Consider the following 16,452-nt stretch of genomic DNA (forward strand, 5'->3'; position numbering starts at 1 on the left):
TGCTCATCTTTTTTTAACCGGCTTGTGTTTTATTAAATTGACGAGACATCGTTTCAGGCGATATGTAAAATAAGCCACCGTTTATAAATTTAAATAAGATAGTCGGCTCGTACAGTTCTTGAAGCGCTGTTTTTTCGGTCATATATATTTCTGGCAGCTCTTCTGCTGTTTCGTAAAAATGATCAAGAAGCGCTAAGTCTTCATACCATCTCTCCTGCGCTTTTTCAGCCCATTCAGTTGGCTGAGTTTTAACATAGTCAGTCACATATGATGTGAGTCGTGCGATGGCACTTTTAGGTTTAATAAAAGGTGAGAGAGTAAAGCAATAGTCTGAGATCTTAGATGATAAATCTTGATTAATGATTAATTCATGAAATGATTCAATAATTTGTCCATTGATTAAATTAATGCCAAGCGACAAGAGTTCATCTTTTTTACGATCGCATTTGTATGAGACTTTAATATTTAATGCAAGCCAAGGGTGTAAAGGCTGATTTGTTGGCTGAGCTGATGCAACTTGTTCATACAAGTGAATAAACCCGCCTAGTTTTTGAGTAGAAGCGAAAATTTGGTGCAGCCTAGGTGAACCGAAATGAATTCGTTCTCCTTGAACGGAATCGTCTTCAAATGCTGGATCTGTAATGAAAGTGAGCGAAGCAGGAGTTGCTTCTCCTCCCGTCTTTTCAATATAGTGCCAATAAAATGGACGATTCATCAATTCTTTATCGAGTTCAATCGTTAATTGAACCGTCAGGTAAGAAGATGTTTCTGTAACAATAGAACAATTATTAGCTAGAAAATAACGCTTTAAAAATTGATGAATATCAGTTTGCTGCATGCTGGTCCTCCTCGCTGTCTTCGTATTGAATAATAGACGTCAAGTTCTCCATTTTGATTTTTATTTCTCCTTCACTCCGTGAATGAAATAAAATATCCTGAATATGCTCTTCGATATTTTTTAAATCAAGCTTTGTTAAAATATCATCTAGCTCTCCAACAACTCGTTCAAAAAGGTTTATTTTTTCGTATAACAATTTTAAAATATGTTCTTCGACCGTATGTTGAATGGCTAAATTGTAAATGTGAACATCATGTTTTTGACCTAAACGATGGACCCTTCCAATTCGCTGTTCTAGACGCATTGGATTCCACGGCAGATCATAGTTAATAATATGATGACAAAACTGAAGATTGATTCCTTCTCCGCCTGCTTCAGTGGCAATAAATACTTGCGCGTGACTTTCAAAAAGCTGCTTCATCCAGTCTTTTTTACCTCGCTTAAATCCTCCTCTAAAAGGTACAGAGGTAATTCCATGCTGTTTTAAATACCACTGTAAGTACAGTTGAGTTGCTCTGTACTCAGTAAAAATAATGACTTTATCATCAATTTTCTGAACGAGTTCTAGCACTTTTTCTGCTTTTGCATTTTGCGGCACTTGCTGAAGTAGTTCCATTAACGGAGTAATCATATGTTCTGTTAATGCGCTGTTTGGATCTTCCTGACGTTCCAGCATGTTTTTTAATGTCATATACACCGCTTCACGGCTGCTGCAGGCCTCTCGCTGCAGGGTTAAAATTGAAAAAGCGCTTGAAGGGTGGAGTCCGTTTCCTTTAAAAGATGTAATCGCATCGTATAGCTCCCGTTCTTTCGGCGAGAATTCAACAGGAATGGTTTGAACAATTCGCTTCGTCCATTCGATACCCGTATCGTGGCGGCGATTTCGAATCATAACTTTGTTAACAAGCTCTTTTAAGTGTTCATCGTTTTGCAAAGAGCGTTTTTTAGCGGAAAATAATTCTTCGAAATAGTCTTTATTGCCGAGGTGACCAGGCTTTAAAAGAGAGACTAAGTTAAAAATTTCTTCAATTCGATTTTGAATCGGTGTTGCGGTTAGCAACAGACAAAATTTCTTTTTTAGACTTTGCACAAATTCATAGTTTTTTGTTTTGTTGTTTTTAAGTTTATGAGCTTCATCAATGATGATGAGGTCGTAGTCTTGTTCTAGCACAATTTCTCGATGAGGAGAACGTTTTGCTGTATCAATTGAAGACACAACGATGTCACACTGATCCCACACATATGATTTTCTTTGAGGGACTGCGGGAATATAAAATTTTTGGTTCAATTCCATAGCCCACTGGGAAACAAGCGAAGCTGGAACTAAAATGAGAACTTTTTTAACAAGTCCGCGAATCATATATTCCTTTAAAATTAACCCTGCTTCAATCGTTTTGCCCAGTCCTACTTCATCTGCTAAAATGGCTTTTCCATTCATTGTTTCAACTACTTGTTTGGCTACTTCGAGCTGATGAGGAAGCGGCGTTAAATCGGCTAGATGTTTTGGGCTTTGTAGTCCTTCAAATTCTGAGATAAGCGTTTGGTCTTCTATTTCATAGGCAAGTTTATACAAATCCCATGCAGACCAGGGGCCGTCTTGCTCCAATTTAGTTGAGAAGGCTGCTTCCCATGTTTCATCGATGTTTAATTTCACTTTCATGATAAAAATGCTCCTTTGTAAAAAAATTTTATTGAACAAATGATAAGAATCAGGTAGGATAAAAATATATTTAGAAAATTTGAAAAAGAAAATAGATTAGCACTTTACAAATGATTGTGTGAATAAAGATAGATACATCTTTCAGTAGTATGCCCAACTTTACCAACTTTATAGAAGCGAATGACGACACGGGGAGAGACTACTTGAATGTAGCGCCGAAGGAGCAAGCAATAAAATTGTGAATCTCTCAGGCAAAAAGACTCTTGTTTGACGCAGCTCTGGAGAGTGTCTATGCGTTTATAGACCACCCACGAGGCAAACCTATTCGTTTATAGGTAAACTTTCAGGTGAAAAGGACAGAGACTTCCTACTAAATACAGTAGGGGGTTTTCTGTCCTTTTTTGTTTGGATACATAGTGATCCCCACACTATTTGAAAACTCCCTGTTATGAAAAGTTTCACGTGAAAAAGAGGAGGACATAAAAATGACAACAGAATTAAACAGAACGCCGCTTTATGATACCTATCAAAAATATGGTGCCAAAACAATTGATTTTGGAGGATGGGCTCTTCCCGTTCAATTTTCTTCTATTAAAGAAGAGCATGAAGCTGTACGTACAAAGGCAGGCCTTTTTGATGTCTCTCATATGGGAGAAATTCTTGTAACAGGAGCTGATAGCTTAGCCTTTCTTCAGCACACGATGACAAATGACGTTTCTGCCCTCGTAGATGGAAAAGCGCAGTATACGGCTATGTGTTATGAAGACGGAGGCACGGTAGATGATTTGCTGATTTATAAAAAAGCAGATCAAGAGTATTTGCTAGTCGTAAACGCTGCTAATATTCAAAAAGACTATGAGTGGCTGGTGTCTCACAAACAAGGAGATGTAACGCTCGTTAATCAATCTGATGAAACTGCGCAGCTAGCTTTACAAGGTCCTGTAGCAGAAAAAGTTTTACAAACGTTAACGAACGAAAATTTATCTTTATTAAAGCCGTTTACATTTGCTGATGATGTAGAAGTAGCGAATGTAAAAGCTCTCGTTTCACGTACTGGGTACACCGGAGAAGATGGCTTTGAAATTTATTGTTCTTCAGCTGACGCCTCTAACTTGTGGACGGCTATTTTAGAAGCTGGCAGTGATGAAGGTGTGTTGCCTTGCGGATTAGGCGCTCGCGATACGCTTCGTTTTGAAGCTACTTTGGCTTTATATGGTCAAGAGCTTTCAAAAGATATTACGCCCATTGAAGCTCGAATTGGATTTGCAGTAAAAACGAACAAAGACAGCTTTATTGGAAAAGAAGTGTTAAAAGAACAGCGTGAAAGCGGAGCACCTCGTAAGCTGGTAGGAATTGAAATGATTGATAAAGGTATACCAAGACACGGTTACGAAGTATTTGCAGATGAAGAACAAATTGGATTTGTGACAACAGGTACACAGTCACCGACATTAAAGAAAAACATCGGTCTAGCACTATTGTCAGCAGAGTATACAGAGCTTGGTCAAGAAGTGGAAGTGCAGGTTCGAAAAAAACGTTTAAAAGCAAAAGTGGTTTCAACACCTTTTTATAAACGTTCAAAGTAAGCTTTGGGGAGGAATTTAACATGTTACATCGCTATTTACCAATGACAGAACAAGATCAGCAGCAAATGTTAGCAGCAATTGGGGTTTCATCTGTTGATGATTTATTTTCAGATATTCCGCAGCGCGTTCGTTTTCAAGGAGAATACAATATTAAAAAAGCGGCTTCAGAGCCTCAGCTGTTAAAAGAATTAAATAGTATGGCTGCTAAAAATGCTCATTTAAAAGACTATGCTTCTTTTTTAGGAGCAGGAGTTTACGATCATTACATGCCGGTTATTGTTGATCATGTTATTTCTCGTTCGGAATTTTATACAGCCTATACTCCGTATCAACCAGAAATTTCTCAGGGAGAACTTCAGGCCATCTTTGAATTTCAAACAATGATTTGTGAGTTAACAGGGATGGACGTGGCTAATTCTTCTATGTATGACGGAGGAACTGCTTTAGCAGAAGCTGCTATGCTAAGTGCGGGTCAAACAAAAAAGAAAAAAGTACTTGTCTCTGCGACTGTTCACCCTGAGTCAAAAGATGTGTTAAAAACGTATGCGAAGGGTCAATACATTGAAGTGGTAGAAATCCCTGCAGCAGACGGCGTAACAGATATGATTGCATTAGAAAAAGAGATGGGGAGTGACGTGGCAGCTGTTATTGTCCAATACCCAAATTTCTACGGACAAATCGAGCCGTTAAAAGAAATTGAAGAAATTACTCATCAAGAAAAATGCATGTTTGTGGTTTCAAGCAATCCTTTATCATTAGGTTTACTTACGCCTCCTGGAGAATTCGAAGCTGATATTGTCATTGGAGATGCACAGCCATTTGGTATTCCAAGTCAATTTGGAGGCCCGCACTGCGGATACTTTGCAACTACGTCTAAGCTTATGCGAAAAATCCCAGGACGATTAGTAGGGCAAACGGTCGATGAAAACGGTAAGCGAGGGTTTGTTTTAACCCTTCAAGCGCGTGAACAGCATATACGCCGCGATAAAGCGACATCTAACATTTGTTCAAATCAAGCGTTAAATGCTTTAGCAGCATCAGTTGCCATGACAGCTTTAGGCAAGCAAGGTGTAAAAGAAATGGCACTGCAAAACTTATCAAAAGCGCATTATGCATATGAAGCATTAAAGGCAAAAGGGGTAAATGTAGCATTTGAAGGACCGTTTTTTAACGAATTAGTCGTGAAGCTTCCGGTTTCGGTAACAGAAGCAAACAATCATTTATTAGCATCAAAAATAATTGGCGGTTATGATCTTAGCCGTGATAACCAAGCGCTTGAAAATCACATGCTGCTTGCTTTTACAGAGCTCCGTACAAAAGAGGAAATTGATCAACTTGTAAATGAATTGGGGGATCTTCATGCTTAATCAAAATCAATCACTTATTTTTGAAAGCAGTAAAGAAGGGCGAATCGGCTATTCATTGCCAGAGTTAGATGTGCCGCAAGTAAATGCTGAAGAACTGCTTGGAAAAGCGTATGTGCGTACCAAAGCTCCTGAGCTTCCTGAAGTATCAGAACTCGATATTATGCGTCATTACACCGCGCTTTCAAAACGAAATCACGGAGTGGACTCAGGGTTTTATCCCCTTGGTTCATGTACGATGAAATATAATCCAAAAGTGAATGAACAAGCAGCACGCATTGCTGGGTTTGCGCATATTCATCCGCTTCAAGATGAGCAAACGGTTCAAGGTGCTCTCGAACTTTTATATGATTTACAAGAGCATTTAACAGAAATTACAGGAATGGATGAAGTAACACTTCAGCCAGCAGCAGGTGCTCACGGCGAGTGGACCGGGCTTATGATGATTCGTGCCTATCACGAAGCAAATGGTGAGACGCAGCGAACAAAAGTCATTGTTCCAGACTCAGCTCACGGAACGAACCCGGCTTCGGCAACAGTTGCGGGATTTGAAACGGTAACGGTAAAATCAAACGAACATGGTTTAGTGGACTTAGAGGATTTACGCCGCGTAGTAGGAGAAGATACAGCCGCTTTAATGTTAACAAACCCAAATACGCTAGGGTTATTTGAAGAAGATATTTTAGAAATGGCTGAAATTGTTCACGCAGCAGGTGGAAAGCTTTATTATGATGGTGCAAATTTAAACGCAGTATTAAGTAAAGCCCGTCCTGGAGATATGGGGTTTGACGTTGTTCATTTAAACCTTCATAAAACGTTTACAGGCCCTCATGGAGGAGGCGGTCCTGGTTCTGGTCCGGTAGGGGTGAAAGCAGATTTAATTCCGTATCTGCCTAAACCAGTGCTTGTGAAAACAGAACAAGGCTACCACTTTGACTATAACCGTCCTCAGTCAATTGGACGCGTAAAGCCGTTTTACGGCAACTTCGGTATCAACGTTCGCGCTTATACGTATATTCGTTCAATGGGTCCAGACGGCTTAAAAGCCGTAACGGAAAATGCTGTGTTAAATGCCAACTATATGATGCGTCGTCTAGCAGAGCACTATGAGCTGCCGTTTGACCGTCACTGTAAGCACGAATTTGTTTTATCAGGAAAACGTCAGAAAAAGCTTGGCGTACGTACATTGGATATCGCGAAACGACTGCTTGATTTTGGCTATCATCCGCCGACTATCTACTTTCCGCTTATCGTAGAAGAGTGCATGATGATCGAACCAACGGAAACGGAGTCGAAAGAAACGCTAGATGCGTTTATCGATGCGATGATTCAAATTGCAAAAGAAGCAGAAGAAACGCCTGAAGTCGTACAGGAAGCTCCGCATACAACGGTTGTGAAGCGCCTTGACGAAACGCTCGCAGCGAGAAAGCCAGTCCTTCGCTATCAGAAAGAACAGGCTGTTCAAAACGTCTAACAAAAAAACCTCGCCCAAAGGCGAGGTTTTTCTATATACATACCATTATTTTTTCTTTTTCACTTTACCGTTCCACATTTTGAAGCCGCCTTTTAAATCATATATTTCTTGAACACCGTGGCGACGAAGCATTTGTGCTGCGCGCCCTGTGCGCATTCCGCTTTGGCAATAGATGTAGACAGGCTGATCTGGACGAAATTCTTTAATGCGCATACGGAACTGTGAAAGAGGAATATTTCGTGCGCCTAAAATATGTCCGTTTTCGAATTCATTCGGTTCACGAATATCAACTAGCTGTGCCTTGCGGTAGCCGCTGCGGAATTCTTCTTCAGTTAACGTTTTCATAATGCGACGTTGGACAAAGAACATAACGACAGAGTATATGATGATTACTCCAAGTAAAATGAGTACTGCTGTAATTGCTGACATGCTGATTCTTCCTTTCTTCGACAAAATCCATAGTCTTATTATATAAGTGAATGAAATTAGAAGTAAAGCGATTTTGCCTTGAACCTAGCGGATTTCTTCCCGAAAATGAAAAAACTACCACATTTGAATTCGCAGTTTTATGTTGCTCTTTGCTTTTCCTTAGCTCAATCTTTTGGTAGACTAAAAAACGGATTTATTTTTTATATTACATATAGCTGAGGATGAGGTAGATGAAAGCAAAGTGGAGATTTATTGATTCCAACAACCGTTCGCCTTATTACAATATGGCGTTAGATGAAGCGTTATTAGAATGGCATAGTAAAGGAGAAATTCCACCTACGATTCGTTTTTACGGATGGAACCCTCCAACGCTGTCAATCGGTTATTTTCAAAAAGCTGAAAAAGAAATTAACTTTGATAAAGTAAAAGAATTAGGACTAGGCTTTGTGAGACGTCCAACGGGCGGCAGGGGCGTGCTTCATGATGAAGAGCTTACGTACAGCGTAATTGTATCTGAAGAGTATCCTAACATGCCTAAGACAGTTACAGAGGCATATCGCGTAATCTCTGAAGGTTTACTGGAAGGATTTCGTTCGTTAGGGCTCGAGGCTTATTTTGCTATTCCTCGTTCAGAAGAAGAAAAAAATAGCTTAAAAAATCCTCGTTCATCCGTGTGTTTTGATGCTCCTTCTTGGTATGAACTAGTTGTAGAGGGCCGCAAAATTGCTGGAAGTGCCCAAACTAGACAAAAAGGAGTTATTCTACAGCACGGCTCTATTCTGTTAGAGATTGATGAAGATAAATTATTCAGCGTGTTTAATTATCCAAATGATCGCGTGAAAGAAAGAATGCAGCGCGCATTTCGTTCTAAAGCGGTAGCCATCAATGCAATTGCGGGCCGCAAAATTTCTATCGAAGAAGCCAAAGAAGCGTTTTATAAAGGATTTGCTTCTGCTCTTGATATCGATTTAGAACCGTATACACTGTCTGAAGAAGAGGAAGCATACGTAGAAGAACTAGCGCGCACAAAGTACGGATCGGATGAATGGAACTTTAAGCGCTAAACGAATGCGGATGAGAAATAGATAAAAGTGCAACTTCTATAAGTTGCACTTTTTATTGGAATTTTTAGAAATAATGCTTGGCTAATAGAATACGTAGAGAAGAAAAGTCAAACACTTTTTTTACGAAAAAAAAAATATTTCACTTGACACCCTTCTATATGTAGATGTTTGGGGAAGTGTCAAATACTATATATTGAATTCGTCTAAGCCGTGTGGTAAGTTATTGATAGTTGATTGAAAAACTCTATTTCCTTTAAAAGGAAATAGAGTTAATAAATTTATAGATGTTCGATAGGTAAGGAGTTGTGAGAATGACTGTTTTGTTAAATCAAAAAGTGAATATGAATGTTGAAAAGCTCAATTCAGATATTGAACGCTTTCCGCAAGTACATCCGATTACACCGGATATGAAGTTGACTCATAAAGGTGTTTCAAGATTGGTAATGTTAGACCGCTATGCGTTTAAAGATACGGAAAAATTAACGTTATCAGAAGGAGATTTTGTTGTTCTAACCGTAAAGGAAGATCCAAAATTTCCAGCACGAGGACTTGGCTATGTGGAAAGCATTAATTTTGAGCAAAAAACCGCTGTTGTCAAGGTAGAAGATGAGTTTAGAGGAGCTTTATCGCCTGAAGAAGCAGAAAACGGATTAATTACTCGTTCTTTAGATGTCATTGAAAAACCTCTAGAAGTCTTCTATGAGCAAATTGCAAAACGTAATGCAACAGGCTTAGCTTCTGTGGAAAAAACAGAAGCTAAGCGCAAAGAATGGTTTGAAAAGTTCTATCAAGAGCTTGTTCAGCTAAACTTTGTACCAGCTGGCCGCGTTCTTTACGGTGCAGGTGCTGACACAGACGTAACGTACTTCAACTGTTATGTAATGCCTTATGTAAAAGATTCACGTGAAGGTATTTCAGAACACCGCAAACAAGTAATGGAAATCATGAGCCGTGGAGGCGGTGTTGGAACGAATGGTTCAACTCTTCGCCCGCGCAACACGCTGGCTCGCGGTGTAAACGGTAAATCATCTGGTTCGGTTTCATGGTTAGATGATATTGCTAAACTGACGCATCTTGTTGAGCAGGGTGGGTCGCGTCGTTAACAAACCGGCGACGTAATCTCGTGAATTGCTGGAACACCCTTAGAGCTTTCTTCACCACAACGTGATCGGCAACGATGAGCGTGATGGTTAGAAAAGAGGAAAGATTGGGCAATCAGCAGCCAAGTGTCTTTGGAAACGAAGATAAAGGTTCAACGACTATTGAAACTTCCTAAAAGTTCTAATGTAATAAAACTTTAGTGAATAAAGTAGGTGTTATGATGGAAGCAAAGGAAGGAGTAAACCATAGCAAACGGAAACGTCGCTATGGGGCACGAGACAAAGAAGAAATCATAAAATCAGTTATCAAGTTACATGATCAAGGTTATAGTCAAGTAGATATATCAAAAATGTTAGGTATAGCACGAAACACAATTAAAAGATGGAATGATGAACTTCACTTTTTTGAAGTTAGAACACCAGGCGAAGCAGGGAAATTAAAAAATAAAATCTATAGATATAATGAAGATTATTTTGAAAGTATCCTCACGCCTAATCAAGCTTATGTAGTAGGTTACATCACTGGAGATGGAACAGTTTTCGACAGAAAGAAATCGAAAAGGTTGGTCCTAGTTCTAGCGGAGCAAGATAAACAATTACTACAGGATATCAGTGAAGAATTGAATATAGAAGATGCTATCAAATTCAGAAAAAGAAATGCTAGCAACGAACAGAATAAATATTCATTAACCATCAATTCAACTAAAATGTGTAATGACTTAATAATGCTAGGAGCCGGCCCTAAAAAAACAGGCTTTGAAAAGTGGATAGATTTTGAAAATGAGGAATTACAATGGGCGTACTTAAGAGGATTCTTTGATGCAGATGGTCATATCAGAGTTTATGAAAGAAATGGCTATCAAAAAGCGAGAATGGGCTTCACAGGAAACTCTAAGATGCTAAAAGAAATCCTAGTATTTCTTAAGTCAAAGGGATTTGCAGTAAATGTTAGCTGTATTACACAAAAACAGGGCTGTTGTGACTTATACCTTAGCAGTATTAAAGAAATTAAACTACTTGGAAAAGAACTATACAAACATGGAACCATTAAACTGAATCGAAAGTATGAGAAATTTTCTTCTTTGATGATATAGTCTGATCTTACATGAAAGTGTAAGAGTACGGCAGAAATGACCGTACCCTTCTTAACGAAGAGTAACAAATTGGGGGCCCAAATGATCATGCTTGCCGACTGGCATCCTGACATTGTAGAATTTATTATTTCTAAAATGCAAAACCCTCGCATTTTACGTTTCTTAATTGAAAACACAAATGACGAAATGATTAAAAAACATGCGCAAGATAAATTGAAGTTCACGCCGCTAACAGAGTCTGAAGAGGCGATGTACCAAGGAATCATTAACTATAAACAAATTCCTGGTCTTGGTGGGTTCAGTGAAAAAATCATCAAAGATGCAGAAGAAAAGCTGCAAACAGGCGGAACGTACAGCGTTCATAACTCAGAGTTTTTAACAGGGGCAAACATTTCTGTATGCTTAACAAAAGATTTTATGGATGCTGTTGAAAACGACGGAGAATACGAACTTCGCTTCCCAGACGTAGAAAGCTATTCAAAAGAAGAAATGGCTAACTACAATGAAAACTGGCACGAAGTAGGCGACGTGCGCGAATGGGCAAAACAAGGAAACAAAGTTCGTACGTATCGTACTATCCGTGCAAAAGAGCTATGGAACTTAATTAATATTTGTGCAACGTACTCAGCTGAACCAGGCATTTTCTTCTTTGACAATGCTAATGATATGACAAATGCTCAAGCATATGGTCAGCACGTTGTTGCAACAAATCCATGTGGTGAACAACCACTTGCACCATTCTCTGTCTGCAACTTAGCTGCTGTTAACCTAGCGCAAATGGCAGATAAAGAAACGAAAACTGTTAACTTTGAAAAATTACGTCAAACGGTTGAAACAGGCGTTAGAATGCAAGATAACGTTATTGATGCAACTCCTTATTTCTTAGAAGAAAACCAAAAGCAAGCGCTTGGCGAACGCCGCGTTGGCCTTGGTGTAATGGGTCTTCACGATCTTCTTATTTATTGTGAAACAGAGTACGGCTCTGACAAAGGCAATGAGTTAGTAGATAAAGTGTTTGAAACAATTGCAACGACGGCTTACCGCGCGTCTGTAGAGCTTGGAAAAGAAAAAGGAAGCTTCCCGTTCTTAGTGGGCGAAACAGATGCTGAAACGGCTTCTTTACGTGAAGCATTCACAAATACAGGCTTCATGAAAAAAATGCCTGAAGATATTCGTGAAAACATTAAAGAGAACGGTATCCGAAACTCTCATTTATTAACAGTAGCGCCAACAGGCAGTACTGGAACAATGGTTGGAGTATCAACGGGTCTTGAACCTTATTTCTCATTCTCATACTTCCGAAGCGGCCGTTTAGGTAAATTTATTGAAGTAAAAGCTGATATCGTTCAAGAGTATTTAGATCAGCATCCAGAAGCAGATCCAAACAACCTTCCTGAATGGTTCATTTCAGCTATGGAACTTGCACCACAAGCTCACGCGGATGTGCAATGTGTGATTCAGCGCTGGATTGACAGTTCAATTAGTAAAACAGTAAACGCTCCTCGCGGTTACACAGTAGAGCAAGTTCAAAAAGTGTACGAGCGTCTGTATAAAGGCGGAGCAAAAGGCGGTACGGTGTACGTAGACGGCAGCCGTGATGCACAAGTCTTAACGCTAAAAGCAGAAGAAAATACGTTTGATGAAGAAATTGAAGCGCCAAAAGAAGAAACGAAACCGCACGTTGTGTTAGTTGATACAATTAATGAAATTCGTTCAACTGATGTAACAATCGGTTCTGAAGTAGGTAATACTTGTCCGGTTTGCCGTCAAGGAACGGTAGAAGAAATGGGCGGATGCAACACATGTACAAACTGTGGTGCACAGCTGAAATGCGGCCTTTAATTTTGAACATGATTGACTAGTAAAAGCTGACTCAAACGAGTCAGCTTTTATTATGTATAAAAATGGGGCATAAATAAGAAGCGAGATCAAACGGTTCTTGTATTTGAATAAGCATTGTAGTATGATTTTAATTGAATGTCTTTTATCCAGTTTTATCTTATGACATCGCTTTATTTACACGTTTTTTTCACATAGATTATCAAACATGAACACGATATCACTCTAAGAAACAGACATTTATGACTTATTATTAGCAATACATAATATTAATTGGGGGAGATTTCATGCCTACACCGAGTATGGAAGATTATATTGAACAAATATATATGCTAATTGAAGATAAAGGATACGCTCGAGTGTCTGATATTGCTGATGCATTGGCGGTTCACCCCTCATCTGTAACGAAGATGGTTCAAAAGCTAGACAAAGATGAGTACTTAATTTATGAAAAATATCGAGGCCTTGTTTTAACAGCTAAGGGGCAGAAGATTGGAAAGCGTCTTGTTTATCGCCACGAGCTTTTAGAGCAGCTGCTGCGCATCATTGGCGTAGATGAGAAAAATATTTATGATGACGTAGAAGGAATTGAACATCATTTAAGCTGGAATTCCATTGATCGAATTGGAGATTTGGTTCAATACTTTGAAGAAAATCATAACCGTATTCAAGATCTTCGCAATGTACAAAAACGAAATGAAGAAGAGCAGAAATTATAAGAAAAAAGCAGCGGCCAATAGCGTCACTGCTTTTTTTCTTTTTATCATAACTTGTTGCTGAGTCGACTACAAATGTAGAGTGGGTAGTTTGGAGGAGAGGCTGTGTACGTCGACGGAGTGTTTTCAGGTGGCGGTATTAAAGGGCTTGCACTGATTGGCGCTTTACAAGCTCTAGAAGAAAAAGGCTTGATCTTTCGGCGGTTAGCTGGAACGAGTGCGGGTTCCATTATTTGTGCATTTGTAGCAGCCGGTTATACAAGTGAAGAAATTGTTGAAATGATGAATGAAATTGAGTTATCGTCTTTTTTAGATCAAAGAATGTCTTTTTTACCATCAAGCTTGACAAAGTGGCTGTTTTTATATTGGAAAATGGGATTGTATAAAGGAGAAATGCTGGAAAAGTGGATTGCTGAGAAATTGCGGAGCAGAGGAATTCGTACATTTGCTGATTTGCCTGATCAGTCGCTGCGTATTATTGCGTCAGATTTGACCAACAGTACGATGCTTGTTCTTCCGGATGATTTGCCTAAATATCAAATCGACCCGAATCGCTTTTCTGTAGCAAGAGCCGTTCGAATGAGCTGCAGCATTCCATATTTTTTTGAGCCGGTTAAATTAAAATCTACCCCAAGCAGTTTAATAGTCGACGGGGGCGTGTTAAGCAACTTTCCAATTTTTCTGTTTGATGATGATAAAAGTCTTAAGAAGCGACCGGTAATTGGTGTGAAGCTGAGCCCGAAGGACGAAGAAAGGGAACGGAATAAAATTAAAAATGCCGTTGGTTTATTCAGCGCGCTTTTTGAGACGATGAAAGATGCGCACGATGCAAGACATATTTCAAAACGTCACGAAAAAAATATTATCTTTTTACCTGTTAATCAAGTTTTTGCGACAGAATTTACCCTCACAGAAGAACGGAAGGAAGAGCTGATTGCGTTTGGAAAAAAGCGTACAAGGGCATTTTTGAAAAAATGGTGCTATTAAAAAAACAAGGAGGCTTTTCTCCTTGTTTTTTTAAAAGAATGCTCTATTTTTCTTTTTTCCTTTTTTACCTTCGATGACGGTCAAGTGTGAGTTGTTTTTCTTTTTCTTTAGCGGTTTCGTTGATTTGGATACCGGGCGCTTATTTGAGCTTCGGTACGTATGCATATCAACTTTGTTGCTTCCTCGCTCTTTTTCTTTTTGACGCAGTTTTGATTGTTTTACTGCGCGCACATAGCCTCTATCTTGACCTTTTGTCTGAGAAGGGCGGAGAATAAACCGATAAACTAAGTAAAACAAAATGATAAACAGAAAAATATAACCTGCTTGACGTAATAAAACAGCTGGATCTGTAATCAACGTAAATGCAAAGCCAATGACTCCTAACCCGATTAGACCATATACAAGTGGTTTCACGAATGGACGTCTCATTTTGTTCACCTCCTAAAATAGTAAAAAAAGAAAGCAAAACGGTGTGGATTAGACAACTTGTTCGTCAGTGGTAGAAGAAAGTTCATTTTCAACGCGTAAAAGTTCTTTAAATGAAGCAATCGCAACTTCAACTTGATCATCTTTTGGTTCTTTGGTTGTTAAAAGCTGAAGCCATAAACCGGGATAACCTAAAAAGCGAAGAAGAGGGACATGACGAACTTTATTGGTTAACTGTAACACTTCAAATGATAAACCAAGGACAACTGGGATTAATGCAAGGCGATCCACAATTCGTAACCAAAGAGGATCCGTTGGAACGAGTAGGTAGACAAACATTCCTACAACTACGGTAAAGAGGATAAAGCTACTTCCGCAGCGATAATGAAGTCGAGATTGTGCTTGCACGGCTTCTACCGTAAGTTCAGCATTGTTTTCATATGCATTAATGACCTTGTGTTCTGCTCCATGATATTGAAACACCCGTTTAATAAGTGGCGTTTGTGAAATCACATAAATATAGCCAAGGAGCAATAATAGTTTAAATACTCCTTCAATAAAAACCTGAGCTACACTTGAAGTGAAAACAGGACGTGTCAATTGTGCTAAAAACACAGGAATCAATGTAAATAGTACTTTCCCGAAAAGAAAGGATATTACACCAATAGTTGCAACGCCAAATATTAAAGATAGTTTTGATTCTTTTTTCTCTTTTTGTTGTTCTTCTGCTACTTGAGCATCATCTTCTGGATTCACGTCATAGCGTTCAGAGGAAAAGTTCAAGTGCTGCGTACCGTTTGCACTGGCTTCAACAATAGCAGCAATTCCTCGTAAAAAAGGAATTTTTTTTAAAGCAGTGAGTACGGAATTTGATTTTCTTTTTGAATGAAAATAATCAATAGATTGATCTTTGCGGCGAATAGCCGTCACCATCATACGTTTGCCACCGAACATGACGCCTTCTATAACGGCTTGACCACCATACGCAGGTTTTTGTAATTTAGACATTTCAGGCACCAACCTAACTTAACTAGACTAGACTTCTTAGTATTTTATATTCTACAGCAAAATCAAATAAACCTCTAGGCGGATGCATGTTATCTAGTTTAGCCAATATTTTTCATCTCCACACCCTTGTTATGAATTTTTTTCCTTTAACTTATAAAATTTGTTTATGAAACTCTGTGCCAAGTAGTTTTAAAATGTCTCTTTGATATCAGGCTCCCTTCTTGCGTATAGGAAGAGTAATAAACGTAAAAACTTAGAAATGAGTCAGTAGGAAATGAGAAAAAAGTTCATACTACATCAAGAGGTGATTAATATGTCAGAACCTAAAGAACAGCATGAAAAAAAACAGGATAACCACCCTACGCATAAACAGGAAATGTCTTTTTTATTTAAAGCCATCTTTATTTCCTTTTTTGGAGGGATTTTCTGGAGCTTTATTGGCTATTTAAATTATCTGTTTAGCTTTAGCGTTATCAATCCAAATATGCTTTTAGATCCTTGGGCATTAGGTGATTGGAAGGACAAAGGAATAGGTGTTATCGTCAGTATTTTTCTTATAGGGGTATTATCTATTGTTGTCGGGTTGTTATACTACGTCCTATTAAAGAAGTTTAAAACAATTTGGATAGGTTTTGCTTACGGCTTATTATGGTGGGCAATTGTATTCGTTGTTTTGAATCCGCTCTTTCCCAACTTAAAAACAATTGGAGAGCTTCCAGCTAACACGATTATTTCATCCCTCTGTATTTATATTTTATATGGTGTATTCATCGGATATTCCATTTCTTTTGAAGCGGCAGAGCTTCAAACAAAAGATGAATCTACAGATTTTCAAACGGCGAATAAGTAGTGTGAATGTTCCAACGT

General features: G+C 38.8%; 13 protein-coding genes, 2 pseudogenes and 1 riboswitch. Of the genes and pseudogenes, 10 read left to right on the forward strand and 5 right to left on the reverse strand.

The genetic code is table 11. The features are described 5' to 3' along the window. Positions 1-13: 13 nt before the first annotated feature. Positions 14-838, reverse strand: a complete 825-nt coding sequence (locus POF52_RS02070) for a YqhG family protein (RefSeq protein ID WP_013085011.1) — start codon at positions 836-838, stop codon at positions 14-16. Then, positions 825-2,498 (reverse strand): DEAD/DEAH box helicase, encoded by a 1,674-nt coding sequence (locus tag POF52_RS02075; RefSeq protein ID WP_013085010.1) that lies wholly within the window; start codon positions 2,496-2,498, stop codon positions 825-827. The genes POF52_RS02070 and POF52_RS02075 overlap by 14 nt, the downstream gene beginning before the upstream one ends. A 180-nt stretch (positions 2,499-2,678) precedes the next feature. After that, positions 2,679-2,771, forward strand: a riboswitch (glycine riboswitch). Between the two features lie 212 nt (positions 2,772-2,983). Between POF52_RS02075 and gcvT the strand changes: the two genes are divergently transcribed. Genes gcvT through gcvPB form a run of 3 tightly spaced genes read left to right on the forward strand, consistent with a single transcriptional unit; the run spans position 2,984 to position 6,922 of the window. Next, a complete protein-coding gene (gcvT, locus tag POF52_RS02080; RefSeq protein WP_271989457.1) occupies positions 2,984-4,084 on the forward strand; it encodes a glycine cleavage system aminomethyltransferase GcvT in 1,101 nt (366 codons plus the stop codon). Positions 4,085-4,104: 20 nt separating this feature from the next. Further along, positions 4,105-5,451 carry an aminomethyl-transferring glycine dehydrogenase subunit GcvPA gene (gene gcvPA / locus POF52_RS02085; protein ID WP_271989459.1) on the forward strand — a complete coding sequence of 449 codons (1,347 nt, stop codon included), beginning with the start codon at positions 4,105-4,107 and terminating at the stop codon, positions 5,449-5,451. Beyond that, positions 5,444-6,922, forward strand: coding sequence for an aminomethyl-transferring glycine dehydrogenase subunit GcvPB (gene gcvPB, locus POF52_RS02090; protein WP_013059165.1), 1,479 nt, complete (start codon positions 5,444-5,446; stop codon positions 6,920-6,922). The genes gcvPA and gcvPB overlap by 8 nt, the downstream gene beginning before the upstream one ends. Positions 6,923-6,967: 45 nt before the next feature. Here the strand turns inward: gcvPB and POF52_RS02095 are convergent, their stop codons facing one another. After that, positions 6,968-7,351: a rhodanese-like domain-containing protein gene (locus tag POF52_RS02095; protein WP_013085006.1), complete on the reverse strand. Its 384-nt coding sequence runs from the start codon at positions 7,349-7,351 to the stop codon at positions 6,968-6,970. Between the two features lie 230 nt (positions 7,352-7,581). Here POF52_RS02095 and POF52_RS02100 point away from each other — a divergent pair, with 230 nt between their 5' ends. From POF52_RS02100 to POF52_RS02125, 6 genes and pseudogenes are all read left to right on the forward strand, one after another. Further along, positions 7,582-8,415, forward strand: a complete 834-nt coding sequence (locus tag POF52_RS02100; RefSeq protein WP_013085005.1) for a lipoate--protein ligase family protein — start codon at positions 7,582-7,584, stop codon at positions 8,413-8,415. Between the two features lie 311 nt (positions 8,416-8,726). Further along, positions 8,727-9,515: pseudogene (locus tag POF52_RS02105) on the forward strand (ribonucleotide reductase N-terminal alpha domain-containing protein); the annotation flags it as partial. Positions 9,516-9,733: 218 nt separating this feature from the next. Then, positions 9,734-10,609, forward strand: a complete 876-nt coding sequence (locus POF52_RS02110) for an LAGLIDADG family homing endonuclease (RefSeq protein WP_271989462.1) — start codon at positions 9,734-9,736, stop codon at positions 10,607-10,609. Between the two features lie 63 nt (positions 10,610-10,672). Continuing rightward, positions 10,673-12,451: pseudogene (locus tag POF52_RS02115) on the forward strand (vitamin B12-dependent ribonucleotide reductase); the annotation flags it as partial. Positions 12,452-12,735: 284 nt separating this feature from the next. Next, a complete protein-coding gene (mntR, locus tag POF52_RS02120; RefSeq protein WP_013085004.1) occupies positions 12,736-13,167 on the forward strand; it encodes a transcriptional regulator MntR in 432 nt (143 codons plus the stop codon). A 102-nt stretch (positions 13,168-13,269) separates the two neighbouring features. Beyond that, complete coding sequence (locus POF52_RS02125) at positions 13,270-14,151, forward strand: patatin-like phospholipase family protein (protein ID WP_176583469.1); 882 nt, start codon at positions 13,270-13,272, stop codon at positions 14,149-14,151. A gap of 30 nt (positions 14,152-14,181) precedes the next feature. Here the strand turns inward: POF52_RS02125 and POF52_RS02130 are convergent, their stop codons facing one another. Further along, positions 14,182-14,580, reverse strand: a complete 399-nt coding sequence (locus POF52_RS02130) for an SA1362 family protein (RefSeq protein WP_013059160.1) — start codon at positions 14,578-14,580, stop codon at positions 14,182-14,184. A 48-nt stretch (positions 14,581-14,628) separates the two neighbouring features. Beyond that, entirely contained in the window at positions 14,629-15,585 is a 957-nt protein-coding gene (locus tag POF52_RS02135) for a DUF1385 domain-containing protein (protein WP_013085002.1), read from the reverse strand. Between the two features lie 313 nt (positions 15,586-15,898). Between POF52_RS02135 and POF52_RS02140 the strand changes: the two genes are divergently transcribed. Continuing rightward, positions 15,899-16,435 carry a YqhR family membrane protein gene (locus tag POF52_RS02140; protein ID WP_016765547.1) on the forward strand — a complete coding sequence of 179 codons (537 nt, stop codon included), beginning with the start codon at positions 15,899-15,901 and terminating at the stop codon, positions 16,433-16,435. Positions 16,436-16,452: the final 17 nt, after the last annotated feature.

Origin of the sequence: Priestia sp. AB (assembly GCF_028369225.1) — a bacterium.
Classification (GTDB): Bacteria; Bacillota; Bacilli; order Bacillales; family Bacillaceae_H; genus Priestia; species Priestia megaterium.